The sequence below is a fragment of the Nocardia amikacinitolerans genome, assembly GCF_900215415.1.
Taxonomy (GTDB): Bacteria; Actinomycetota; Actinomycetes; order Mycobacteriales; family Mycobacteriaceae; genus Nocardia; species Nocardia amikacinitolerans.
Map to the genome: position 1 here is coordinate 187,055 of NZ_OBEG01000005.1, position 26,260 is coordinate 213,314.

Annotated in this window: 13 protein-coding genes; 8 read left to right on the forward strand and 5 right to left on the reverse strand. The window is 69.7% G+C overall.

Annotated features, from left to right (window positions below; translation table 11 throughout):
- Positions 1–27 precede the first annotated feature (27 nt).
- Together CRP45_RS22825 and CRP45_RS22830 are read left to right on the forward strand one after the other, a co-directional pair.
- A complete protein-coding gene (locus CRP45_RS22825; RefSeq protein ID WP_097246863.1) occupies positions 28–1,878 on the forward strand; it encodes an ABC transporter ATP-binding protein in 1,851 nt (616 codons plus the stop codon).
- The gene (locus CRP45_RS22830; protein WP_097246864.1) at positions 1,875–3,614 is read left to right on the forward strand and encodes an ABC transporter ATP-binding protein; all 1,740 of its coding nucleotides are present in this window, start codon (positions 1,875–1,877) and stop codon (positions 3,612–3,614) included. Before CRP45_RS22825 ends, CRP45_RS22830 begins: the two co-directional genes overlap by 4 nt.
- A 233-nt stretch (positions 3,615–3,847) precedes the next feature.
- Here the strand turns inward: CRP45_RS22830 and CRP45_RS22835 are convergent, their stop codons facing one another.
- From CRP45_RS22835 to CRP45_RS22850, 4 genes are all read right to left on the reverse strand, one after another.
- Positions 3,848–4,555, reverse strand: coding sequence for a siderophore-interacting protein (locus CRP45_RS22835; protein WP_097246865.1), 708 nt, complete (start codon positions 4,553–4,555; stop codon positions 3,848–3,850).
- A gap of 970 nt (positions 4,556–5,525) precedes the next feature.
- Positions 5,526–6,908, reverse strand: a complete 1,383-nt coding sequence (locus CRP45_RS22840; protein ID WP_097246866.1) for an alpha/beta hydrolase family protein — start codon at positions 6,906–6,908, stop codon at positions 5,526–5,528.
- Positions 6,909–7,826: 918 nt separating this feature from the next.
- Positions 7,827–8,534: a siderophore-interacting protein gene (locus CRP45_RS22845; protein WP_097246868.1), complete on the reverse strand. Its 708-nt coding sequence runs from the start codon at positions 8,532–8,534 to the stop codon at positions 7,827–7,829.
- A gap of 94 nt (positions 8,535–8,628) precedes the next feature.
- Entirely contained in the window at positions 8,629–9,096 is a 468-nt protein-coding gene (locus CRP45_RS22850; RefSeq protein WP_097246869.1) for an MTB12 C-terminal domain-containing protein, read from the reverse strand.
- Positions 9,097–9,253: 157 nt separating this feature from the next.
- On the opposite strand from CRP45_RS22850, the gene CRP45_RS22855 reads away from it, so the two are divergent.
- Entirely contained in the window at positions 9,254–10,540 is a 1,287-nt protein-coding gene (locus tag CRP45_RS22855; RefSeq protein ID WP_245910350.1) for a SidA/IucD/PvdA family monooxygenase, read from the forward strand.
- Positions 10,541–10,543: 3 nt separating this feature from the next.
- Here the strand turns inward: CRP45_RS22855 and CRP45_RS22860 are convergent, their stop codons facing one another.
- The gene (locus tag CRP45_RS22860; RefSeq protein ID WP_097246870.1) at positions 10,544–11,209 is read right to left on the reverse strand and encodes a GNAT family N-acetyltransferase; all 666 of its coding nucleotides are present in this window, start codon (positions 11,207–11,209) and stop codon (positions 10,544–10,546) included.
- A gap of 172 nt (positions 11,210–11,381) precedes the next feature.
- On the opposite strand from CRP45_RS22860, the gene CRP45_RS22865 reads away from it, so the two are divergent.
- From CRP45_RS22865 to CRP45_RS22885, 5 genes are read left to right on the forward strand one after another with little or no spacing between them, the layout of a single operon-like run.
- Positions 11,382–12,137, forward strand: a complete 756-nt coding sequence (locus tag CRP45_RS22865; protein ID WP_097246872.1) for a thioesterase II family protein — start codon at positions 11,382–11,384, stop codon at positions 12,135–12,137.
- Between the two features lie 27 nt (positions 12,138–12,164).
- Entirely contained in the window at positions 12,165–13,487 is a 1,323-nt protein-coding gene (locus CRP45_RS22870; RefSeq protein ID WP_097246873.1) for a beta-ketoacyl [acyl carrier protein] synthase domain-containing protein, read from the forward strand.
- The gene (gene nbtC, locus CRP45_RS22875) at positions 13,480–16,575 is read left to right on the forward strand and encodes a nocobactin polyketide synthase NbtC (protein WP_097246874.1); all 3,096 of its coding nucleotides are present in this window, start codon (positions 13,480–13,482) and stop codon (positions 16,573–16,575) included. The genes CRP45_RS22870 and nbtC overlap by 8 nt, the downstream gene beginning before the upstream one ends.
- Positions 16,576–16,588: 13 nt before the next feature.
- Complete coding sequence (locus tag CRP45_RS22880) at positions 16,589–21,166, forward strand: non-ribosomal peptide synthetase (RefSeq protein ID WP_097246875.1); 4,578 nt, start codon at positions 16,589–16,591, stop codon at positions 21,164–21,166.
- Between the two features lie 41 nt (positions 21,167–21,207).
- The gene (locus CRP45_RS22885; protein WP_097246876.1) at positions 21,208–26,241 is read left to right on the forward strand and encodes a non-ribosomal peptide synthetase; all 5,034 of its coding nucleotides are present in this window, start codon (positions 21,208–21,210) and stop codon (positions 26,239–26,241) included.
- Positions 26,242–26,260: the final 19 nt, after the last annotated feature.

Here is a 26,260-nt window from a genome sequence, read left to right on the forward strand (position 1 = left end):
GCCAGGGATGTCGAAAGGCGAGGACATATGACGGTGGAGGTCACGCCGCACGCAGCGGCGGAGACGGGGAACCGGCCGCCGCGGGCAGTGGCGAAACAGCGCAAGCAACAACAGGCCAAGGCGCGCAAGGAGATTCTCGCGCCCGTGCAAGGCGCGCTGACGCTCGCCACCGTGGTGATGGCGATCGCCTCGGTCTGCACCGTCGTGCCGTTCGTGCTGATCGTCGAGGCGTGTCGGGAACTGCTCGACGATCCGGTGGACACCGATCGGGTGTGGCGGCTGTTCGGCCTCGCGATGCTGGTGCTGCTGGTGCGCGCGCTGTTGCAGGCGGCGGCCTTGACCTGGACGCACCTGGTGGACGGCGGCTACCAGCTCACCGTGCGCAGCGCGCTGGCGGCCAAACTCACCAGGGTGCCGCTCGGCTGGTTCGGCGAGCACGGCTCCGGCGAGGTGAAGAAGTACCTCCAGGACGACGTCGAGGCGCTGCACTACCTGGTGGCACACGCGCGGCTGGAGTTCGTCGGCGCGCTGCTGGTGCCGCTGGTCTCGCTCGGCTACCTGTTCACCGTGGACTGGCGGCTGACGCTGGTCCTGCTGCTGCCGCTCATCGCCTACGCCTTGGCATTTCGCAAGATGATGGATCGCGAGAACATGGACCGCCTCGTGGTCTACACCCGCTGGGAACGGCGGGTCCAACAGGCGACCATCGAGTTCGTCGACGGCATCCAGGTGGTACGGGCCTTCGGCCAGGCGGGCAAGGCGCACCGCGAGTTCCAGGACGCGGTGGACGGCCAAGCTTCCAGTTTCGGGCGCTGGAAGACGCCGATGATCCGGCTCCAGGCGGTCGCCGACATCGTGATCTCGCCGGTCTGCGTCATGCTGGTGATCGTGGCCGCCGGTTTGGCAGGCGTCGGCTGGGGCTGGCTGGCCCCGCTCGACGTGCTGCCGTTCCTGCTGGTCGGTCTCGGCTTGGGCAGTGCGCTGATGGGTCTCGGCTACGGTGGCCAGGCCTTGCGTGCCGCGGCTGCGGCGGCCGAGCGACTGTACGAGGTGCAGCAGACTCCCGAACTCGCCTCCGGCGCACCGAATTCCGGAGACGGCGGCGAAGCCGAGCCGGGGCTCGTTCGCTTCGAATCCGTCGGGTTCGGTTACCGCGAGGGGCACGATGTGCTGCGCGACATCGATCTGGAGCTGCGGCCGGGCACGATCACCGCGCTCGTCGGGCCGAGCGGTTCCGGCAAGTCGACGCTGGCCAAGCTGCTGCCGCGCTTCTACGACGTCGGGTCGGGCCGAATCATGATCGGCGGCCGCGATATTCGCGATTTCCCGAGCGACGAGCTCTATCGCACCGTCGGTTTCGTCTTCCAGGACGTCCGGCTGATTCGCGGCAGCATCCGCGAGAACCTGCTGCTTGCCGCACCGGACGCGGACGACGCCGCGCTGGAGCGGGCCGCCCGCGCCGCGCAGATCCACGACCGCATCCTCGCGTTGCCACGCGGCTACGACTCCGAGATCGGCGTCGACGCGACACTGTCCGGCGGTGAGGCGCAACGCCTTTCGGTGGCGCGCGCGTTGCTCGCCGACACACCCGTTCTGGTGCTCGACGAGGCGACGGCCTTCGCCGACCCGGAGTCGGAGGCGGCGGTGCAGGACGCGCTGGCCGCACTGGTGGCCGGACGCACCGTGCTGGTCATCGCGCACCGGCTGCACACCATCACCGGCGTGGACCGGATTCTGGTGCTGGAGAACGGAACCCTGGTCGAGCAGGGCGATCACCGCAGCCTGCACACGGCGGGCGGCACCTACCAGCGGCTCTGGGAGATCAACGAGGCGGCCCTCGGCGCGGTCTCGCTCGTGGAAAGTGAGGCGGCCCGATGATTCGCAAACTGCTCGGCCTGGTGCCCACCGAATTCGCCCCGCTGACACCGCGATTGCTCGTCGCCATCCTCGGCCAGGCGATCAGCCAGGCGGTCGCGTATCTGCTGTTGGTTCCGGTGCTCGAGGCGCTCTTCGACGACGACCTCGGGCGCGCCTGGTTCTGGGCGCTGCTGATGCTCGTGGCCGTCGGCGGTGTCGCGGTGTTCGGATATCTCCAGGTCGCGCTGGGGCTGCGCATCGCGGTGGGCATGCAGCGCGGTCTGCAAACCCGGCTCGGCGACCATCTGAACGCGTTGCCGCTCGGCTGGTTCGAGACACGGAGCGCCGGACCGCTCTCGCGGATCACGGTGGAGAACGTGCGCGAGATCCAGGGCGCCGTCGCCTATCTGCTCGCCAAGGTGGTCACCGGCATCGTGGTCCCGCTCGGCGTCGCGGTCGGCATGCTGTTCATCGACTGGCGGATCGCGCTGGCCATGCTGCTCGCGGCTCCGGTGCTCTTCCTCGTCAACGGTCTGGCCCACCGCGCGTACCAGCGCGCCGATGAGGGCATGCACGCGGCCGCTACCGAAGCAGATTCGCGCGTAGTGGAATTCGCGCAGGCCCAGCCGGTGCTGCGCGCGTTCGGCGCGGTCGGCGCGGGTAACAAGGCGCTGGAAGGTGCGCTGCGGCAGCAGCGTTCGGCGAACACCAGGATGGTCTTCACCTCGGTGCCGAGCCTGATCGTCTTCGCGCTGTTCGTGCAGGCGGTGTTCCTGGTCCTGGTCTACGTGGTGATCGCGAGGGTGACCGACGGCGCCGTCTCGACGGCCGTCGCGATCGCGCTGATCGCCGTGGGCTCACGGTTCATCGAGCCGCTGAATCAGGCGGCGCAACTGGGCAACGGTCTGCGTTCGGCAGCCGCCGCCGTCGACCGCGTCACCGGATTGCTCGCGGAAAAGACGCTGCCCGAGGCGAATTCGCCTGTGACTCCTGGCGTGCCGACCGTGGTCTTCGACAACGTGAGTTTCGGCTATCGGCCCGGCGAGCCGGTGCTCTCCGACATCACCTTCAGCGTTCCGGCCGGGACGACCACCGCGATCGTCGGCCCGAGCGGCGCGGGCAAGACGACGCTGCTGCGGCTGGCCGCGCGGTTCTACGACGTGGACTCCGGGCGGGTGGCCGTCGGCGAACACGATGTGCGGGAACAGCCTTCGGAGACGCTGCTGAACCAGCTGTCACTGGTCTTCCAGAACGTCTACCTGTTCGACCGGTCGGTGTCGGACAACATCCGGATCGGCCGCCCCGACGCCACCGACGCCGAGGTGCTGCGGGCGGCCGAGGCCGCGCGGGTGGACGAGATCGCCCAGCGTCTGCCCGACGGGTACGACACCGCGGTCGGCGAGGGCGGCGCGGCGCTGTCCGGCGGTGAGCGGCAACGGGTCTCGATCGCCCGCGCCCTGCTCAAGGACGCGCCGATCGTGCTGCTCGACGAGGCGACCAGCGCGCTCGACCCGCACAGCGAGGCGGTCGTGGTGCGCGGCGTGCACGAGCTCACCAGGGGCAAGACGGTGATCGTGGTGGCGCACCGCCTGGCGACCATCGCCCACGCCGACCAGATCCTGTTCGTCGACGGTGGCCGCATCGTCGAACGCGGCACGCACGACGAACTGCTCGCGCAGGGCGGTCGCTACGCCGACTTCTGGAACGAGCGGAGTCGCGCGTCGGGTTGGCGGTTGGAGCCGGCCGCCGCCCGCTAACCCTGCGACAACGAACGGGCCGCCGCGAAGTGTTCCGCGGCGGCCCGTTCAGATTCCATCCTCAGGCAGGGTTCGACCGGAGTCCGACCTTGCGCGCGCATGCCGGAGCGAAGGCGGAGATACGCAGGGAGCGCATGGCCGGAGCGAAGGCGGAGGTACGCACAGCGCGCATGGCCGGAGCGAAGGCGGAGGTACGCACAGCGCGCATGGCCGGAGCGAAGGCGGAGGTACGCCTACTTCCAGTACGCCTGGTACTTCAGCTGGGACTTCGGCAGATCATGAGTCTGCTTGAGGGTCTTGACGATCGAGCGGGTGGTGTGGCCGTCGCACGCCACCCACGCGAAAGCGTCGGCGGGGCAGGAGATCTGCTGGGCTTGTTCGCGCAGCAGGCGACCGTCGTCGACGCGCTGCAACCAGTTGACTTGGTGGTGCGGCTTGTTGCGCACGGGCAACGACTGGTCGGACTCGTACTGCCATTCCAGCCAAACGCGTGCGGGCGCATCGCCGATCGCGTCGAGCAGCGAGTTGATCGCGGGCAGCGAGGCGGTGTCGCCGAACATCAGGTATTCGCTCGGCGCGGTCTCGGGCAGCTCGAACTTCGACCCGAGCACCGACGCCTCGATCTCGTCGCCGACCTTCGCCCGCTGCGCCCACGCGCTGGCCGGGCCGCTGTGCACGGCGAACTCGATGTAGAAGTGGTCGCCCTCGGGATCCTGGTCGACGATCGTGTAGCCGCGGTGATGCAGCTTGTCGGTCTCGGCGTCCGGGATCCACAGCCGGATGAACTGCGTCGGATGCACCGGGTGGTCGGCCAGCAGCCCGCCCGCAGTGAACCCGATCCGCTGGTATTTGTCGGTGATCGCCTCGGTCGACGTCACACGCAGTCGGTAGTCATCGGCACGCCAAACCTTCAGGATGACGCCGTTCGCCCCTCTTCCCATGAGACATGAGGTTAGCCTAACGAAACTCGGTTGTCGCCCGCTGGTTGCGGAATTGCCCACGCCGGCCGAACTCCCGGGTAGAGACGTCGCCGCGACGGGCGCAGTCGCCAGCTGCCTCGCCACCGACTGGCACGATCCGCCGGCCCAGTCGGCCAGGTCGGCGACCAGTCCGGTGCGGAACGCGCGGCCCGCCGAATCGCCACCTGAACAGCGCCCCCGGTCGGCGCCTCCCGCCGTGAATCTCGACGTGCCGCCGCGAGTCCGCGGCTGATCCACCGAACGCCCGCTCCCACGGGGCGCCGTGATGGCCACGGACATCCGCTGTAGTCGTCATCAGTCCGGGTGATCTATCGATCACCGCCCGACGGTCCGCCGCGAATGTCCCGGTGCGCCGCGCCGCCGCAGCGATGTGCTTGTTCGATCTGCGGATTGCAGCTGGCCAGGTCGGCGCCCAGTCCGGTGCGGAACGCGGGGCGCGCCGGATCGCCACTTCAACAGCGACCCCGGTCGGCGCCTCCCGCCGTGAATCTCGACGTACCGCCGCGAGTCCGCGTCCGATCCACCGAGCGCCCCGCTCAGACGGGGCGCCGCGATGCACATCCGCTGCGTCGCCATCCCGGGTGATCTCCGCCCGACCGGCCCGCCGCGAGTGTCGCGGTGCGCCGCGGCCGCTGCGGCGTCCTCTTGGCGTGATCCACCGAGTGGCCCGCTCGGAAACGCGACCACGATGTCGACCGCCACCCGCTGCGTCCCCCGCGGGCCCGCGATCCAGCGATCACCGCCCAACGGGCCGCCTGAATGTCCCGGTGCGTCGTGGCCGCCGCGACGATGTCCTCGTTCGATCCGCGGATTGCAGCTGGCGAGGTCCGCCACAACGTCATGCCTGATCCACCTAGCGGCTGCTCGGAGTCGCGACCACGATTGCGGCCGCCACCCGCTGCGTCCCGACAGGCCCGCCGCGATCCGTCGATCACCGCCCGACGGGCCCGCCGCGAATGTCGCGGTGTGCTGCGGCCGCCGCGGCGACCTCCTCGCTCGGTCCGCCGAGCGGTCCGCTCAGAAACGCGACCAAGATGTCCACGGTCGCCCGCTGCGTCGCCACCGGTCCCCGCGATCCGCCGATCATCTGCGCCAAAGCGAACCGACCTGGTCCGGAGAGGAACAGTGGCACGTCGGTGAAGCTGTAGTGATTGGCGTCGCCGATCTCGAAACGAAAGCCGCCAGAACGCAACCCGCCGAGCAGCGCGGCATTGCGATCCAGGAACTTCGGGGAGTGGTCTGTCTCGGCGTACTCGCTCTGCACCAGCAGGAACGGTTGGCGCAGCGGGCGTTCGGGCAGGTCGCCGTACAGGGTGCCGTCGACGTTCGCGGCGGCGCGGATGCGCTCGTCGTCGGCGGCTGCTGCGGCCGCGGCGGCGCCGCCGAACGAATGTCCGATGGCCGCGATGTGTTCGGTGTCGAGATGACCGGAGAGGCGAGGGCCGAGCGCGCCGGGCCGGTCGAGTTGATCGATGACGAACCGCAGGTCGGCAGCCCGTAAAGCCTGCTGCTCGATCATGACCCGTTCGCCCTCGGCCTCATCGACAGGGAAGTCTTGAAGAGGCGTCGCGATCCGTCCGTCGGCGAGCTCGGTCACGTCCGCCTCGTACGGATGATCGACGGCGAGCACCACGAACCCTCGGCTGGCCAGTTCGGTGACCAGCCCGGTGTAGAACGCGCGCGGCGCACCGTATCCCGGCGAGAACAGCACCACCGGCCAGCGATCGCGGTCCCGCCCGAGCGACGCGCGGTGATCGCCGTGCGTGTCGATGCGGTCGTAGCCGCGCATGAGGAAACTGGGGATCAGGCTGACCCGCCGCGGCAGCCTGCCGAGCCCATCGAGATACTGCGAGCCGTTCCCGGTCGGCTCGGCCGCCGGATACCAGGCCTGCGCGATGACGTTGCGGCGATCGACCGGGTCGTCGGTCGCTGTTTCCGGCCGATCCGGATCGACCCAGCGAAAGGTCTCGGTGCCAACGGGATACGGCCCGCTCGGCGCGGGCAGTGTCGGCACCGGCACCGGAACCCACGCGAATGCCGCTGCGACCACGAGCAATCCGATCCCAGTGCGAGCCGCGATTCGGCCGCCCCGCCCGCTCGGCCGCGCCGCGACGAACCACGCGGTCGCGCCCACCAGCAGATAGGTCGGAACGAACTGCCAATAGAACCCTTCGAGCAACCACTGGATCGCCGCCCCGATCGCCAGCGCACCCAACACGGCGAACGCGGGCGCGCGCCCGATCCGACTGGTGCACAACACGGCAACCGCGCACCCGATCGCCACAATCGCGATCAGCGCATCGATGAGCGACATACCTGCTCGCTTCCACTCGGCAACGGATTCGCAGTCAAGCCTGACGCGGAATCCGGGCATCGCGCGTCGGCGGCAGGTCGCGACGTGGTCGTCCGGAGGGATGATGCGCGGAAGCTCCGAGTATTACGCCCGGGACGACAAGTGTTGTGGCGCTACTGGTAGCGGGCCTACCCGTCCAATATGTGGGAACAACAGGAGCGCCGAGAATCGACGGTAGTCAAATGGTTGCTATTTGATCTTCGAAAGCCGCCATTTGCCTACCGTCGGATCCATTTCTCTATCGACGGTAGTCAAATGGTGGTTGGGGCCTTGACAGGCAGAGCACTTCTCAGGGACTGCCCCCCGACTGCCCGCTCTCTGGACGCAACCACAGCCGGTCGACCACACCGGAAGCCGAACCCCGCGCACCCGACTGCGAGAGGTAAGCCGGGTACGGCACCCGACGCGCCCAGCACCGCTCAGAGGAAAACCGGGTAGGCAGACCGACTGGGCACCCGAAACATTGGGATGGAACATCGGTAGGCGCACCCCCTTGGGAACCCGCGACACCGGGAACCGTCAACCCAACCGCAACGTCCGAACCAAACCGAGCGCCCCAGCCGCAGGCCCAACCTCTGGGCACCCGCAACCTTGGAAACAGCCACCCCAACACAGCACCCGAGCCGGGGCCAGCCCAAAAACCAAGCCGCAGATCAAATCTGCCGCTACAGCCGGCGCGGCCGCAGCGAACGCGGAGGTGCGCCCGGCCCGTATGGCCGCCGCGGATGCGGAGGTGCGCCCGCCCGCATGGCCGGAGTGAACGCGGAGTGTGCGCCCGGCCCGCATGGCCGGAGTGAACGCGGAGTGTGCGCCCGGCCCGCATGGCCGGAGCGAATGTGGAGTGTGCGCACAGCGCGCGGCCGGAGCGAACGCGGAGATCTACTTCCAGTACGCCTGCGACTTGATCGCGGTCTTCGGCAGGTTGTGGGTTTGCTTCAGCGTCTTGACGATCGATCGCGTGGTGTGGCCATCGCACGCCACCCACGCGAAAGCGTCCGCCGGGCAGGAGATCTCCTGCGACTGCTCGCGCAGCAGCCGACCGTCATCGACGCGCTGCAACCAGGTGACCTGGTGGTGCGGCTTGTTGCGCACGGGCAGCGTCTGGTCGGATTCGTACTGCCATTCCAGCCACACCCGGGCCGGAACGTCGCCGATCGCGTCGAGCAGCGAGTTGATCGCGGGCAGCGAGGCGGTGTCGCCGAACATCAGATATTCGCTCGGCGCTGTTTCTGGGAGTTCGAAATTGGAGCCGAGCACCGTCGCGTCCAGCACGTCGCCGACCGCCGCGTTGATGGCCCAGCGCGCTGCGGGGCCGTCGTGCACGGCGAACTCGATGGCGAACTTGTCACCCTCGGGATCGGGGTCGACCAGCGTGTAGCCGCGGTGGTGCCGCTTCTCGGTCTCGAGGTCGGGGATCCACAGGCGGATCCACTGGGTCGGGTGCACCGGGTGGTCGGCGAGCAGGCCGCCCGCGTCGAAGCCCAGTCGAATGTACTTGTCGGTGACGTATTCCGTCGCGGTGACGGTGAGCCGGTAGTCCTGACCGCCCCACGCTTTCACAATGACGCCGTTGAAACCTCTGCCCATGAGGTGAGGTTAGCCTAAGCTGAGTTTAATGTCACGGCTCCGGCGAAACGACATCGGCCCCCGCCGAAGCGGGGGCCGATCGCGCGGAGGCCGCTCAGCAACCCTGGCCGACGAAGTTGCCGATGGTGCAGACGGATTCGCGGCTCAGCTTCCAGGTGCCGTCGATCTGCTTCCAGGTCAGGTCGAAGGTCCACGGCTCGTAGCCCTCGGTGGCGGTGTACAGCACGGCCGAAAGGGTGTCGCCGTTGACGGTCACCGGGCCGGTGATGTCCCAGCGCCAGCTCGGCGGGGCGATGGCGATCAGCGTGGCCGCGGTGTCGAAGACACCGAGGCCCGCGGCGCCGGTCTCCAGCTCGGCGGCGCGCGCGGTGCGCGGCGCACCCGCGTTGAACAGCAGCGCCATCTTCGCCCGCAGTTCGCCGGTGCTCGGCGCCTTGGTCTGCAGCGGAGCGGTGATCGGCGCGGCCTCGGCGATCGCGGCGGTGGTGACGGTGCCGAACGCGCCGACCAGGGTGGCGGCGGCAAAGGCCGCCGCGCCCAGCTTCTTTCGGGTGCTGATCATGAAAGTACTTCCCATCGTTCTCGTGCCGGAGTGCTTTCCCCGCTGTGGGGATCGACACTGCGGTTCACTGTAAGGTAAGCCTATGCAAACATGAAGGCGGGGGCTCGTCGATGTGGGCGCGAACACGGATACGCGCGATGTGAGAGTGGGAGAACCGGTGGAAACACTTGTGGTGATCGGCGCGGGTCCGAAGGCGATGGCCGTCGCCGCCAAGGCGCACGTACTGCGCGAACTGGGGCTGCCCGCGCCGCGGGTCGTCGTGGTGGAAGCGCAGACGGTGGGCGGCAATTGGCTGCCGAGCGGCGGCTGGACCGACGGCCAGCACCGGCTCGGTACCAGCCCGGAGAAGGACGTGGGCTTCCCCTACCACTCCACCTGGGCGCGCGGCCACAACCGCGCGATCAACGAGGCCATGACGGCGTTCAGCTGGACCTCCTTCCTGGTGGACCAGGGCACCTACGCCGAGTGGATCGACCGTGGACGTCCCAGTCCGCAGCACCACGTCTGGGCCAAGTACCTCCAGTGGGTCGCCGCGCGAACCGATTTCGAGCTCGTGCTCGGCACCGTGCGTACCATCGCCGCCGCGGCCGACGGCTGGCTGATCACCGCGGTCGACGCCGACGGCATTCCGACCGAAATCGACGCCGACGCACTGATGATCACCGGTCCGGGCCGCAGCGAGAAGGCCCTCGCCAAGCACCCCAGGGTGCTCAGTGTCGCGGAATTCTGGGACCTCGCGGGCAAGCGCAAGCTGCCGGTCTCCTCGCGCGCGGCCGTGATCGGCGGCGGCGAGACGGCCGGTTCGGCGCTGGACGAGCTGGTCCGCCACGGCATGCTTTCCATCTCGGTGATCTCCCCGATGGCCACCATCTACACGCGCGGCGAAAGCTATTTCGAGAACTCGCTGTTCAGCGATCCGATCAAGTGGGGATCGCTGAGCACCGAGGAGCGCAGAGACGTCATCCGGCGCACCGACCGCGGCGTGTTCTCCGTGCGGGTGCAGGAAAGCCTGCTCGCCGACAACCGCGTGCACCACATGCAGGGCCGGGTCGTGCGGGTCGCCGACAATGGCGACGGCGTCGCGCTGACGCTGCGCAACGAGATGCGCCCCGACCAGATCCACAACTTCGATCTGGTGATCGACGCGACCGGCGGACAGCCGCTGTGGTTCCTGGAGATGTTCGACGCCAACGCCGCCGACCTGTTGGAGCTCGCGGTCGGCGGGCAGCTGACGCAGGCCAGGATCGAAGCGTCGATCGGTTACGACCTCGCCGTGCAGGGTCTGGACGCGAAGCTGTATCTGCCGAACCTCGCCGCGCTGGCGCAGGGACCCGGTTTCCCGAATCTCAGCTGCCTTGGCGAGCTTTCGGATCGCGTGCTGCGCACCGAATCGGCGAAGGCCCGGTCCGCGGCGACGAGAAACCGGGACAGGGCCTTCGGCTGAGGTTCAGAGCCGGATCGCGGGCATGTCCGCCGCCGTGCGCGGCATGATGTGCAGCGCGATCCGGCGGTCCGGCCGCACGTCGAACTCGCCGAGTTCGACCCAGCCGTTCTTCAGCAGCGCCTTGCGCATCGGTGCGTTGCGGTAGTCCGGATCGCAGATCAGACGCCTGCACGCCGGCTCGGCAGCGAACAGCGCGGCGGCCAGCCGGTCCATCCATCCCGACATGACGCCGCGGCCGATCAGGTTCGAATCCGCGGTGGCGATGTGGAATCCCATGTCGAGTGGGTCGGCGTCGTAGAGTCGGCCGTTCTCGTCCTTGGCCGCACGGTAGATCTCGACGTAGGCGATATCGCGACGGCCGAGCTCGGGGCGATCGATCGCGGCGAAGTCGTAGCTGAGAATGCACGGCCGCGAATAGGTTCCGGCCAACTGCGCGAGGAAGTCGAGCCTGCGGCGGTCCGCTGGCCAGTCCTGTTCCCAGGTCTCCAGCAGGTGCGGCAGCGCCATCCACTCGGCGAGCATGTCCGGATCGCCGCCCTCCGGATCGGCCAGTCGTAGGCCGAACGGTTCGTCGAACTCGGGAACCACCGGGGCCGGTGCGCTGCGGACCTCCTCTGCGACATCGGTCAATTCGCGCTTGAGGACGTACGGCGTCCCGGTCTGGTTCATCGTGCTAGGGCTCCCGTTCGCTCGGCTGCACAGTCGCCGTAAGGTTACCCTAGGCTTACATCGGTAAGGTTACCCTATGCTAACGTCGCTGAGTTAGCGTTGCCCGGCCCGTCGCCAGTTCGACGGCGGCGTCGAGCGGCTAGCGCAGCGAAACCGTGATGCAGGAGCCGTTATGCCGAAAACCCTTGGGTGGATTCGCAAATTCCACAAGCCGAGCTCGGACTCGAGCCCGACGTTGCTGATTTTCCCGCACGCGGGCAGCGGCGCCTCCGCCTACCGCACCTTCTCCAAGGCGCTCAGCGAGAATTTCGACGTCGTGATCTTCCAATACCCGGGCCGCCAAGACCGGGCCGCCGAGCCGATGCCGGCGACCCTGCCCGAGGTGGCGGCGGGAGCGCTGAGCGCGTTCCTCGAGTCGGAATACCACCGCGGCGAGCCGGTTACCGTCTTCGGGCACAGCATGGGTTCGATGGTCGGGTTCGAATTCGTCCGCCAGGCCGAGGCCGCCGGCGTCGAGGTGAACCTGTTCGGCGCCTCGGGCGCAGTGGCTCCGTACCGCGTCGTCGATATGCCGCAACACCCGACCGAGGATGAAGAGCTGCTCGATCACCTCGCCGCGCTCAACGGCACCGGCGCGGATGTGCTCGGCAGCCGCGAGATCATGCGCATGACGCTGCCCGCGCTCAAGGCCGACTACGCCGCCTTCGACCGCTACGTGTGCGGGCCCGAGGTCAAGCTGCGCGCCAGGCTGCACGTCATGGGCGGCTCCGACGACGAGCACGTCACCGCGCGGCACCTGCAGGAGTGGGCGACGCACAGCGAGCAGGACATCACCGTCACCCTTTTCGACGGCGGACATTTCTACCTGAACGACCACGTGGACGGCATCGCGGAATTGCTGACGTCCGAAGTTCTTTCCGCGAGATAGTTCGCGAATTCGCACGTTAGGTTTGGCATGGCACGCGCTGTTTCGGGGGAAGAAGATCACATTGTCATCGCCGGTATGGCGGTGGAGGCGCCGGGGGGCGTCGACAATCTGGACGATTTCTGGTCGGCGCTCGCCGAATCACGAGAATTGATCGGACCTTTTCCGCGCGACCGGGAATGGCCGCTGCGGGAAGTTTTCTCCCTGCAACGCAACGAAGGGTGGGGCGCGGTTCCCGACGCCGGTGGGTTCCTTACCGGGGCGACGGAATTCGATCCGCAATTCTTCGGCATCACGCCGCGCGAAGCGGTCGCCATGGATCCGCAGCAGCGGGTCGCGCTGCGCGTGGCCTGGCGCGCACTCGAGCACGCGGGCATCAACCCCGGCGCGCTGGCAGGTGACGAGGTGGGCTGTTTCATGGGCGCCTCGTTCATCGAATATGGTCCGCGCGCAGCGGAAGTCAACGAGTACACGGGGTACCGAGTCGTCGGCACCGCGCTCGGCGCGGTGGCCGGGCGCATCTCGCACGGGCTCGGTCTGGTCGGGCCGTCGGTCACCGTGGACACCGCGTGCGCGTCATCGCTGACCGCGGTGCACCAGGCCGCCGCCGCGATCCGGAACGGCGAATGCGACTGGGCGCTGGCCGGCGGCGTGTGCGTGATGGGTTCGCCCGCCGCGTTCTACGAATTCGCCATCAATAACGCGCTGGCCGTGGACGGTCACCTGCGCGCCTACTCCGCGAACGCCACGGGGACCGTGTGGGGCGAGGGTGCGGGCGTCGTCGTGCTGGAACGCGAGTCGCGGGCGCGCGAGCTCGGCCACCGCGTGTACGCCAGGGTGCTCGCCACCAGGGTCAACCACAACGGCAAGGGCGCGCCGATCACCGTGCCCAGCGCGCAGGCGCAGGAAGCGCTGGTGCGCAAGACGATCGACGCGGCGGGCATCGACCCGAGCCTGATCGGCCTCGTCGAGGGGCACGGCACCGGAACACCGGTGGGCGACCCGCTCGAACTCACCGCCCTGTGCAACACCTACGGCGCCGACGTCGAGCGCGGGCCCCGGCTCGGCTCGGTGAAGACCAATGTCGGCCACGCCCAAGCCGCCGCGGGCATGCTCGGGCTGATCAAGGTGCTGCTGTGCGGCGCCAACGGCCAGATCGCGCCGACACTGCACGCGGACGACCCCGCCACCGCGGTCGACTGGAGCGCGACCGGCCTGCGCTTGGCCACCGAGCTCGAGCCGTGGGACGCGCACGAGGGCTTCCGCTACGGCGCGGTCTCGTCGTTCGGCGTCGCGGGCACGAACGCGCACGCCATCCTGGCCATGCCGGTTCTGGAGGATATCGATGCCTGATTACCGTCTCCCGGACGGCGCCGTTCCGGTGCTGCTGTCCTCCGACACCGCCGACGGGCTGCGCGCCGAAGCCGCCGCCGTGCTCTCCTACCTGGAGCGCCACGAGCGTGTGACGCCGGATGCCGTGGCGGACATGCTGTTCCGCACCAGGATCGCGCGTCGCCGCCGAGCACTCGCGATGGTGCGCACCCGCGACGACCTGATCGACGCGCTGCGCGCCGTCGTCGCGGACGCGCCGCATTCCGCGGTGGTGAGCACTGTCGGCCTCGCCGCGCCACGTCGCGTCGGCTTCGTGTTCCCCGGCCAGGGCAGCCAGCGGCCTGGCATGGGCCGCTCCTTCTACGAGAACTCACCGGAGTACCGCGCCGAGGTCGACGCCTGCGTCGAGATCCATCAACAGCGCTACGGCCACATCGCGCCGTTCCACTACTTGCTCGGAAACGAGGGCGAGTACCAGGACACGGTCTGGGAAGTGCAGCCCGCCTTGATGTTCCACATGTCCGGCTTGGCCGCCATGTGGCAGGCGTACGGGGTGCGCCCGGTCGCGACGATCGGCCACAGCCAAGGCGAACTCGCCGCGGGCTGGGTGTCGGGCATCATGACCCGGCGCGACGCGGTGCTGGCCGTAACCCACCGCGCGCGCTTCGTCGACGAGATCGTCTACCCCGAGCAGTACTCGATGGCCGTGCTCGGCATGGACCGCGAGGCGTGCGAGGCGTTGCTGGCCAGGCATTCCGGCTGGGCCGAGCTCGCCGTCGTGAACGCGCCGCACATCCTCGCCATTTCCGGCGACCAGGACACCGTCGCCGACATGGTGGCGATGGCCAACGCCGACGGGAAGTTCGCCAAGGAGATCAAGGTCGCCTATCCGGCGCACACCACGTTCCTGATCAGGATTCGCAAGGAGATGGAGGGGGTGCTCGGCGACGAGATGAGCGCGCCGACCTTCTCGCCCACCGAGATCACCTGCTACGGCGGCACTCTCGGCGGGCCGATCACCCCGGACATCACGCACCGGCAGTACTGGTACTGGAACCTGCGCAACCGCGTCCGCTTCGATCGCGCTGTCGTTGCCTCCACCGCCGAGGTCGACACCTTCATCGAGGTCGCCGAACACCCCACGCTGCAACTGGCGTTGCAGGAGAACCTGGCGACGGTGCCGGAGGACCCGGCCACCGGACCGCGCGACTTCCAGGTGCTCGGCACCTCGCGGCGCACCGCGGTCGGGCTGGAGGATTTCACGCGCAACCTCGCGACTCTCGCCGTGCACGACCTGAACTACGACTGGCAGAGCCTGAAAGTGGCAGGCTCCGCGGTCCGCCTTCCGCTGCCGAACTTCCCGCACACTCAGATGTCGCCGAAGCGGTTGTGGGCGCACTACGGGTCCGCCGCCGAGACGGTGGCGACGACCGAAGTCGCGCCGGTTCGATTGGTGGAGAACTGGACTCGGCTCTCGCGCCGCACGATGTCGCCGCCGCGCTCGGTGGTCGTCGTGGACCGCGATGGTCGCTGCGCCGAACTGTCCGCCGCGCTGCGCGAGCGTGCCGAACGGCACGTCGCCTCGGTGACGATGTTCGACGGTTCGCCCGTCGAACAGGCCGACACCGTCGTGGTGCTGCTGCCGCCCAGCAGCGCCGCCGACGAAGCGGCGGCGGTCGCCGAGTTCGCCGATTTCGCGACCGATCAGGGCTGGCTCGCGGCGCTCGGCCCTCGTGTCACCGAGTGCTGGCTGGTGACGGCGGGTGCGGAAGCGGTGGGCGAGAACGAGATTCCCGCGCTCGCCGCTGCGGCGGCCGGTGCGGCCTTCCGCTGCGTCGCGCTGGAACGCATCGGCGTCACCTTCCGCCGCCTCGACCTGCCCGCGGACTACCCGGCGCTGGGGCAGAAGCTGCCCGCCGACAAAATTCTGGAAGCCGTGCAACTCGCGGGTGAGCCCGAACTCGCGATGCGTGACGGCAAGCTGCACGCCAAGCGACTCGTCGTGGCCGAGCAGGCCCCGACTACCGCCGCTCCCGATCTCGCCGAGGTGCTGATCCTCGGCGGCACCGGGCACGTCGGCCTGGAGTTCTGCGCGCAGTTCGTCCGCGACGGCGCGCGCCGGATCACCCTGGTGAACCGCAGCGGGGAGACCGCCGCGCTGACCGAAAAACTCCGCGCCGTCCGCGCACTCGGCAACGCCGAGATCGATGTATTGGCTTGCGACATCAGCGATCCCGCCGCGGTCGCCGGACTGGCCGCCCGGTACGCGGAACGCCCGGTGAGCCTGCTCGCGCACGCGGCCGTCGACTACGTCTACTCCGCCGCGACGGACGCCGACGCCGCGGCCGTGGCACAGGCGGGCGCCGCCAAGGTGGTCGGCTTCGGCGAGGTGCTGCGCGCCCTGCCGACGACGCCAGCAGCCACCGTGCTGCTGTGCTCGTCCTTCGCCGCCACCCTCGGCGGCTGGGGCCAGGCGCTCTACGCGGGCGCCAACCGCATGCTCGACGCCATGGCCTTGCGGCTGCGCGCCGAGGGTCGCGCGTGCGCGTCGGTGCAGTGGGGTCTGTGGGTGCTGCCCGCCGAGGCCGACGCGGCGGTCGAGGCCAGGATCGAGGGCTCCGGTCTGCTGCCGATGGCGGCCGCCGAGGCGGTGGCGGCCGGGCTGGCCGACACCTCCGCCAACAGCCTGGTGCTCGCGGCCGACTGGTCGAAGCTGCGCGACGTCACCGAAACCGTCGGGCTCGAACCGGTTTTCGCCCCCGCACTCGACGCGCTCGCCGAACAGGCTCCCGCGCCGACGCCCGCACCGGCCGCCGAGCCGGTGCGCGCCGAGACGACCGCTGCCCCGGTGATTTCCGTGCCGTCGGTCCCCGAAGCGGGCTTCGCCGAACGCATCCGCAGGGAGCTGGACCGCGTCATGCTCTCCGACGGCAGCGAGACCATCGACGGCTCGGTCCCGCTCGTCTCGCTCGGCATGGACTCGTTGCAGGCGCTGGATCTGCGCAAACGGCTCAAGGCCGAACTGAACCGCGACCTCCCCGTCGCCGCCATTCTCGGCGGCGCGTCCCTGGATGACGTCGTGTCGCTGATGTCCGAGAACAAAGGCTGAGGAGTCCGCTGGAATGTCGGAGACCACGCAGGCGCCCGAGCGCAAGGCGGCGCCGCCGCAGATCGAGGACGTGCTCGCCCTCAGCCCGTTGCAGGAGGGCCTGTTCTCGCTCGCCAAGCTGGCCGGTGACGACGACCTGTACAACATGCAGTTCGTGATCGAGGTCGCGGGCCCGGTCGACGTGGCGCTGCTGCGCCGCAGCGTCGAGGCGATCCTGCGCAGGCACGCCAACCTGCGCGCCGCGTTCTGGGACCGCGACGTGCCCAAGCCGGTGCAGATCGTGCCCAGCTCGGTGGAGCTGCCGTGGTTCGAAAGGGCCGCCGACGAACGGGAACTCGAAGCGATCGTGGCCTCCGAGGCGCGCCACGGCTTCGACCTGTCGCGCGGTCCGGCGCTGCGCGTCGCGATGGTCGCCCTCCCCGACGGGTCGCACCGGATGATCGTGACCGCCCACCACATCCTGATGGACGGCTGGTCGCTCGGCGTGTTCTTCCGCGAGCTGTTCGCGGTCTACCAGGCGGGCGGCTCGGCGGCCGCGCTGCCCGCGCCGCGCCCCTACCGCGACTACATCGGCTGGCTGGCCGCCCGCGACAACGACGCCACCCTGCGCGAATGGGCCGACTACCTCGCCGACGTCGACCCGCTGATTCTCGCCGACCGCGCCGACGCGGCGGTGAACACGATCGTGCCGACCATTCACAAGGTGGTCCTCGACGGCGCCGATACCGACCGGGTGCAGCGCTGGGCCCGCGCGAACGGGCTGACCATGAACACGGTCGTCCAGTTCGCGTGGGCGATCCTGCTCGGCAGGCTGACCGACCGCGGCGACGTCGTCTTCGGCACCACCGTCTCCGGCAGGCCGGACGAGCTGGCCGGTGTCGAGACCATGATCGGCCTGTTCATCAACACCATCCCGGTGCGCATCCGGCTCGACGAGCTGGCCGCCGCGGGCGGGGTTGCGCAAGGCTGCGCCCAGTTGCAGCGCGCGTCGGCGACCATGCGCGACAACGGATATCTGAGCCTGTCCGCGATTCAGCGGGCCACCGGGCGCGGCGCGCTGTTCGACACGCTCTTCGTGTACGAGAACGCGCCGGTCGCCGACGTGCTCCAGGCGATAACCACCGCGGACGGCACCACGTTCCGGCCGACCGCGTCGGAGAGCCTGACCCACTACCCGCTCGCGGTCGTGTCGTATCTGCTCAACGGCGAACTGGCCGTGGTGGTGGAGGCCGTCGAAGCGGTGCTCGGCGAGATCTCGCCCGCCGACCTGGGCGCGCGCCTGGTGGAGGTGCTGCGCCAGCTGCCCGATATCGGTGAGGCGGGACAGGATTCGCTCGACGTGCTGCTGCCGGGGGAGCGGCCGCAACCGCCCGCGTCGCCCGCCACCGACGTGCTTGGCGTGACGGTGCCGGAGCTGTTCGCCCGCCAGGTGGCCGCGACGCCGGACGCGTTGGCGTTGAGCACCGAGGGCGAGCGCTACACCTATCGGGAGCTCTCCGACGCCGCGCTGCGTCTGGCCGGTGGTCTGGCGGCGCGCGGTATCGGTTCGGAAGATGTTGTCGCTCTGGCGATGCCGCGTTCGGCCGAGTCCATCGTGGCGATTCTCGGTGTGCTCGCCGCGGGCGCGGCGTACGTGCCGGTCGACATCACGCTGCCCGCGGCGCGGATCGAATCGATTGTGCGTCAGTCGAATCCGCGTCTGATCCTGGTGGACGGCGCGGGTGTGCCCGCGCTCGACGAGATCGAGTCGCTGCCGCCGGTCGAGGCGTTCGGCGCGGTCGTGACCGACTCCGCGGCGCTCACGGCCCCCGTTGCCGGGCATTCGGAACAGTGCGCGTACCTCATATTCACCTCCGGATCGACCGGAGAACCCAAGGGCGTCATGGGCACCCACGCCGCACTGGCCTCCTACTTCGCCGACCACCGCGACCGGGTGTACCGGCCCGCGACGGCTCGGCTCGGCAGGCCGCTGCGTATCGCACACGCCTGGTCGTTGAGCTTCGACGCGTCCTGGCAGCCGATGATCGGCCTGCTCGACGGCCAGTCGATCCACCTGTTCGACGCCGAGGAGATGCGCGACGCGCAGCGTCTGGTCGACGGAATCGGCAGGCACGGCATCGACATGATCGACACAACGCCGTCGATGTTCGCCCAGCTGGCCGCCGCGGGCCTGGTGCACGAACGCGGTTCGGACCTCGCGGTCCTCGCCCTCGGCGGCGAGGCCATCGGCGTACCGCTGTGGAAACAGCTGTGCGCCTTGCCGAATACCGCCGTGCACAACTGCTACGGACCCACGGAGACCACGGTCGAAGCGGTGGTCGCGTCCGTCTCCGACCCGAAGGCGACGCCGACCATCGGCTCGCCCACCACCGGAATGACGGGCTACGTCTTCGATTCGCGGTTGCGTCCGACGCCGCACGGTGTCATCGGCGAGCTCTACCTCTCCGGCGCGCAGCTGGCGCGCGGTTATGCGGGCAAGCCGGGCATCACCGCCGAGCGCTTCGTCGCGGACCCGTTCCGGCCGGGTCAGCGCATGTACCGCACCGGAGACCTGGTGCGGCGCTTGCCCTCCGGTGATTTCGCCTACCTGGGCCGCGCCGACGACCAGGTGAAGATCCGCGGCTACCGCATCGAGATCGGCGACATCGAGGCCGCGCTGCACGCGCTGCCCGGCGTCCGTGAGGCCGCGGTCTTGGTACTGCGCCGCCCGAGCGGACCGGTGCTCCTCGGCTTCGCGGTGGGCGCGGAACTCGAATCCGCGCGGCTCCGAGCCGAACTCGCCGAGCGGCTGCCCGGCTACATGGTGCCGCACCGCATCCTGACAGTCGACGGCCTGCCGGTGACCAGCAACGGCAAGCTCGACGCGCGGCAGCTAGAGGCGCTGGCGACGGCGGCGCTGGACAGCGCGGCGGTGAGCACCGCGCCGACCACCGATACCGAACGCACGCTGTGCGCGACCGTCGCCGAACTCACCGGCGGCGCGGAGCCCGGTATCGACGAGCATCTGGTCGAGCTCGGTCTGGACAGCATTGTCGCCATCTCGCTGGTGAACGCGTTGCGCCGCAAGGGCATCGCGACGAGCCCGCGCGCGGTGCTGACCGCGGGATCGATCCGCGAACTCGCGGCGGCCATCGACGCGGGCGCGGGCTCCGAAAGGGCCGGTGCTGTGGCCGAATACGGCTCGGTGGGTCAGGTGCCGATCCTGTCGTGGATGCACGAGCACGGCAACTACCGCAGGCTAGCGCTGAACACCCTGCTGGAGCTGCCCGCCGACGTGGACGGCCCGCGCCTGGAAGCGGTCCTCCAGTCCCTGCTGGACGGTCACGACATGCTCCGTGCCCGCTTCGTCGAGACCGCGGCGGGCTACGACGTCGTCACCCGCGAGCCGGGCGTCGTGCGCGCTGCGGACATCTTGACGAAAATCGAAGCGGGCCAGAACTTCCCGACGGAACTCGGCGCCCATGCCCAAGCGGTCGCCGACGAGATCGACCCGCTCACCGGCGATCTGGTGCGCGCGGTCTGGTTCACCCGCGCCGACGGCCCCGGCCTGCTGCTGCTCAACATCCACCACCTCGCGGTGGACCCGGTCTCCTGGCACATCATCTGCGCGGACCTGGCGGCGGCCTGGGAACAGGTGTCGGCCGGCACGCCGGAACTCGATCCGCCGGTGGAGTACACGTCCTACCGCACCTGGGCCGAGCGGACCCGCGCCCGCGCGGGCAGCGCGGAGGTCGCGGCGCAGCGCGACTACTGGGTCGCGCAGACGACCGCGCCGGACCCGGTGCTGGCGGCCCGCCGGCCGGACCCGAGCACTGACACCTGGTCCTCCTACCATGTGCAGCCACTGTTCACCGCGCCCGAGACGACCGCCGCGGTTCTCGACGGACTCACCGGCGAGCTCGGCGTGCGCGAATTCCTGCTCGCCGCGTTGACCGCAACCTTGGTCACTTGGCGCCGGGAACGCGGCGAAGACGCCAGCGGCGGCGCGTACCTCGCGATGGAGGGCCACGGCCGCGAGGATCAGGTGCTCGGCGACGATATCGACACCGCGCAGACGGTCGGCTGGTTCACCAGCGTCTTCCCCGCGCGCTTCGGCGCGGGCGCGGACGCGGTGGATGTGGCTGCCGCCGAGCAGGATCCGGCCGCGGCGCGGGCGCTGCTCGCCTCGGTCGCCGCGACGCTCGCCGCGGTGCCGAACAACGGCGTCGACTACGGCGTGCTGCGCTATCTCCAGGCAGACGCCGAACTCGCCGCGGCACCCGAGCCGCAGGTGCTGTTCGACTACCTCGGTCGGATGGATCTGGCCGTCACCCGCAAGCCGTGGTCGCCGGTCCACGAGGTCGAGCTGTTCACCCAGTTGCCGACCGCACCCGAACCCGATTTCCCGCTCCGGTACGCCATGGACGTCATCGCGGGCGTGCAGCCCACCGACGCCGGGCCGCAGCTGGTCACCCTTCTGCGGTGGAGCGACGCCCTGTTCACCGCCGCCGAGGTGGCGCGGCTCGCCGAGATCTGGCACGCCGCCGTCGCGGCGCTGGCCCGCGCCATCGCGCCCGTCGCCGTCGGCGGGCCGCCCGCGACGCCCGCGTGAACCCGGAACCCCAAGACCGTAAGCCGAATCGAAGGACCACCATGTCAGACGACATTCTCGAGCGTCGTAAGCAGTTGCTACAGAGCCGATTGCGCGAAAACGCCGTGAAGGCGGCCGCGCCGGAGCCGGTGCGCACCCGCATCAGCGGCGAGCCGAGCCCGCTGTCGGAGGCTCAGCGGCGCATGTGGTTCGTGCAGCGTCTCGATCCGGCCGACACCACACTGAACGTCTGCGTCGCCTACCGGCTGACCGGGGCGCTGGACGCCGAGCGGCTGCGCGCGGCCTGCGCCACCGTTCTGGCCCGGCACGAGGTGCTGCGCACCACCTACGGCGTGGACGCGGATGGCGAGCCGTTCCAGGTGTCCCGCGACGACGTCGAATTGCCTTGGCAGGAGCACGATCTCAGCGCGCTCCCGGAGGCGAGCAGGAACCTGCGGGTCGAGGTGCTCGCCCGCCGCGAGTTCGCGCGCCCCTTCGATCTGACCACCGACCTGCCGCTGCGAGCGACCCTGGCCCGCACCGCCTCCGACGAGCACGTGCTGATCCTGGTCGTGCACCACGTGGGCTGGGACGACGACTCGTGGCCGGTGTTCTTCGCCGAGGTCAACGCCGCCTACCGCGGGGAGGACCTGCCGGAACTGCGCGCCCAGTACGTCGACGTGGAGGTCGGCGCGGACAGCGGCTCGGACGCGGATCTGGCCTGGTGGCGCGAGAACCTGACGCCGCTGCCCGAACGCCTCGAGCTGCCGAGCAAGGCGGCGGTCGGCACCCCGTCGAAGAATGCCGACAAGCGGACGCGGCCGCTGTCGGCGGAGCTGATGGCCCGCGTCACCGATCTCGCCCGCGAGCACTCGGCGACGCCGTTCACGGTGCTGCTCGCCGCGTTCGAAGCGCTGATCCACCGGTACACCGCCGCAACGGATTTCCTCGTCTCGGTTCCGGTCGTCAACCGGCGCGCGGGCGCGGAAGGCCTCATCGGCTACTTCGGCAACGCGGTGCTCGTCCGCGCGGACCTGGACAGCTCCGCCGATTTCGCCGCCCTGCTCGAGCAGACCCGCACCGCGTGCGTCGGCGCGTTCGGCCACCAGGGCGTCGGCATCGACCGCGTGGTCCGCGAGGTCGGCCCGGAGCGCGTCGCCGGTCGCGACGCGATGGCGCAGCTGGTGCAGCTCAGCTTCAGTGTGCGCGGCGAGGCCAACGGCTTCGACCTCGCGGGCGTCGAATCCGCCGAACTGCCGCTGGGCAGCGGCGTGGCCCAAGAGGAACTGGGCCTAATGGTGGTGCTCGACAGCGCCGGTGCGCGGGTCGAGGCGACCTACCTGGTCGACGCGCTGGACGAGCACCTGGTCACCCAATTCCTCGACCACTACGTGCAATTGCTCGACAGCGCGCTGCGCGACCCCCGGCTTCGCCTGCGCGACATCGATATTCTCGGCGACACCGACCGCGCCGAACTGCTCGCCGCCTCGCACGGCCCGCTCGTCGAGACGCCCGCGACGACCCTGGTCGCCGTGCTCGAGGAGCGCGTCGCGGCGGCGCCCGAGCACGTCGCGGTGGCGTCCGACGACGTCGAGCTGACCTTCGACGCGCTGAACCGGCGCGCGAACCGCTTGGCGCACTGGCTGATCGGCTTCGGAGTCGGGCCCGAGGACATCGTCGCGCTGCGCATGGCGACCTCCGTCGAGTTCATCGTCGCGTCCATCGCGGTGCTCAAGGCGGGTGCGGCCTACCTGCCGATCGACCCGGCCTACCCCGCCGAGCGCATCGAGTACCTGCTCTCGGATGCCGAGCCCGCGCTCGTGCTCGACGCCGACGCGCTCGCCGCCGCCGAGGCCAAGGCCGCCGATCGCCCCGAGACCGACCCGTCCGACGCCGAACGCCGCGCGCCGCTGCGCCCGTCGAACACCGCCTACGTCATCTACACCTCGGGCTCCACGGGCAAGCCCAAGGGCGTGCCGGTGCCGCACGACGCCATCGCCGAGCACCTGGCCTGCTTCAACGCCGAATGGGACCTGACACCGCAGGACCGGGTGTTGCAGTCCACCTCGGTGAGCTTCGACGCCTCGCTGATGGACATCTTCGTCACGCTCGCGGCGGGCGCGCGAGTCGTGGTGCCCAAGCCCAACGCCTACCGCGACATTCCGTACGTCGCGGATCTCGTTACCCGACATGGCATTTCGGTGCTGCACATGGTGCCGTCGATGCTGGCGACCTTCCTCGTGCTTCCCGAGGTCAACGACTGGCGCACGCTGCGCCACGTGCCCGTCGGCGGCGAGGCGCTGCCCGGCGAGGTCGCCGACCGGTTCGCCACCCAATTCGACGCGGAGCTGCGCAACCACTACGGCCCGACCGAGGCCGTGGTCTGCTCGACCCACATGCCGGTCGAAGGCCCGCAGGGCACCGGCATCGTGCCGATCGGCGTTCCCAACCAGAACGTGTACCTCTACCTGCTGGACGAGGCGCTGCAACTGGTGCCCAACGGCGTCGTCGGCGAGATCTACCTCGGCGGCCGCCAGCTGGCGCGCGGTTACCTGCACCGACCCGGCCTGAGCGCCGAGCGTTTCGTCGCGGATCCCTTCCTGCCCGGCGAAAGGCTCTACCGCACCGGCGATCTCGCGCGGCGCAACGCGCACGGCGAGATCGAGTTCGTCGGCCGTGCCGACGAGCAGGTCAAGGTGCGCGGACACCGCATCGAGCTCGGCGAGGTCGAGGCCACCGTCACCGATCACCCGGGTGTCGCGCACTGCGTCGTGATCGTCACCGAGCACGAGTCGCTCGGCCCGATCCTGGCCGGATACGTGGTGCCCAAGCCGGGCGTCGAGCTGGACCTGAACGTGGTGCGCGCGTTCGTCGGCGCCCGCCTGCCGGAGTACATGGTGCCCGCGGCGCTCACCGTCATCGACGAGGTGCCGCTGACCGCGCACGGCAAGCTGGACAAGCGCGCGCTGCCGAAGCCCGAGCTCGCGGTGGCGCGCAGTTACCGGGAACCGAAGACGCCCACCGAGATTCGCGTCGCCGCGCTGTACGCCACCCTGTTCGACCGGGACCGCATCGGCGCCGACGACTCGTTCTTCGAACTCGGCGGCCACTCGCTGCTCGCGGCCCGCCTGATCACCATGATCCGCGCCGAGTTCGGCATCGAGATCGACATGCGCGTGCCGTTCGACAAGCCGACCGTCGCCGGGCTCGCGGCGCACCTGGTCGCCTCGTTCCTCGACGAATTCGGTATCGACCTGGACGAACTCGGCGAGACCGAGGCGTCGGACGCCGACCAGGCCGTCGCCGAGGCGCGCGGCTCGCGGCCGGAACTGGTGCGCAGGGAGCGGCCCGAGCACATCCCGCTGTCGTACTCGCAGCGCGCGTACTGGTTGCAGCGGCGCATGGAGGGTTCGATCGACGGCGAGAACGTCACCTATCCGATCCGGTTCGACGGACCGATCGACCGCGCCGCGCTGTTCGCCGCGATCGACGACGTGGTGGCCAGGCACGAGTCGCTGCGCACCACGTTCCCCGAGCACGAGGGCACGCCGTACCAGCTCGTGCATCCCATCGCGCACGTCGAGGTCCCTGTCCTGGACCTGAACGGTGACGAGGCGAAGCTCGACGAGGAACTCACCACCGACGCCGACTACGTGTTCGACCTCCAAGCCGAGCCGCTGCTGCGACTGCGGCTGCTCGTGCTGGACGAGCGGACCACCGTGCTGTCGATCCTGATGCACCACATCATCGCCGACCGCAGGTCCTGCCAGATCTTCGTCGACGATCTCACTGCGGCCTACCGCGCCCGCGTGCGCGGCGCCGCCCCCGAGTGGTCCGAATTGCCCATTCAATTCGCGGATTTCGCGATGTGGCAGCGGGAGATGTTCGACCGAGGACCGGATCGTGAGGTCAGCGCTGTCGGCCAGGCGCAGCTGGACTACTGGCGAGAGGCGCTGGCCGGGCTGCCGGACGAGATAGCTGTAGGACACGACCGCCCGCGTCCACAAGCGCTGGGCCGCAACGGTATCGGCACCGCGCGCACCGTACCCGCCGCGATCTGGGAGAAGGCGAGGGCACGAGCCGAGGAGGCCGGTGCCACCGAGTTCATGCTGTGCCAGGCCGTCAGCGCGGTGGTACTGAACGCGCTCGGCGCGGGCGACGATCTGGCCATCGGCGCCGCGGTCGCCAACCGCATCGGCGAGGCGACCGACGACCTGATCGGCCTGTTCGCCAACGTCGTCGTGCTGCGCAACGACGTCTCGGGTGACCCGACCCCTCGGGTCGTCCTCGACCGGGTGCGCGATTCGGCGCTGGACGCGATCAGCAAGCAGGGTGTGCCCTTCGAGCGACTCGTCGAGACCATCAACCCGGCGCGCTCGCTGGCCCGCAACCCGCTGTTCCAGGTGATGATGCACTTCCGGCACCGGCAGGCGCCGGTCGCATTCAGCGAGGACGGCGCGACGACGCTGAAGGGCATCGCCAAGTTCTACGACGTGTCGTTCATGGACTTCCATTTCGACTACACCGTGGACACCACCGGCGACCTGATCGCGCGCGTCGTGGTCAACCCCGACCTGTACGAGGCCGCGACCGGCGAGATCTTCGCCGATGTGCTGGCCAAGGTGTTCGAGGCCTTCGCCGAGCAGCCGGACCGGGCGCTCACCGAGCTGGACGTGCTGCCCGCCGAATGGGACAAGGCCCGGTCGGTCGTGCACATGACGCCCGCGTCCGCCCGCTCCACCGGCGGCGAAAGCGAAGCGCCGCAGACCGATACCGAGCGCACCCTGATCGCCATCCTGGAGGAACTGCTGGAGATCACCGATGTCGGCCGCGACGACGGCTTCTTCGGCCTCGGCGGCGACAGCGTCATCGCCATCCAGTGGGCGGCCCGCGCGGGCGAGGCGGGCTTGCCGCTGACCCCGCAGCTGGTGTTCGAGTACTTCACCATCGCCGAACTGGCCGCCGCGGTGGACGAGGCCGCGGCGAACCCGCCCGCCGAGAACGAGGACGAGCACCGGCACGAGGCGATGTCGGTCTCCGGCCTCGATCAGGACGCCCTCGCCGCGCTCCAGAGCTCCTGGGCGGCGCAGAACTGACGCGCCACCGGTCGGCCGG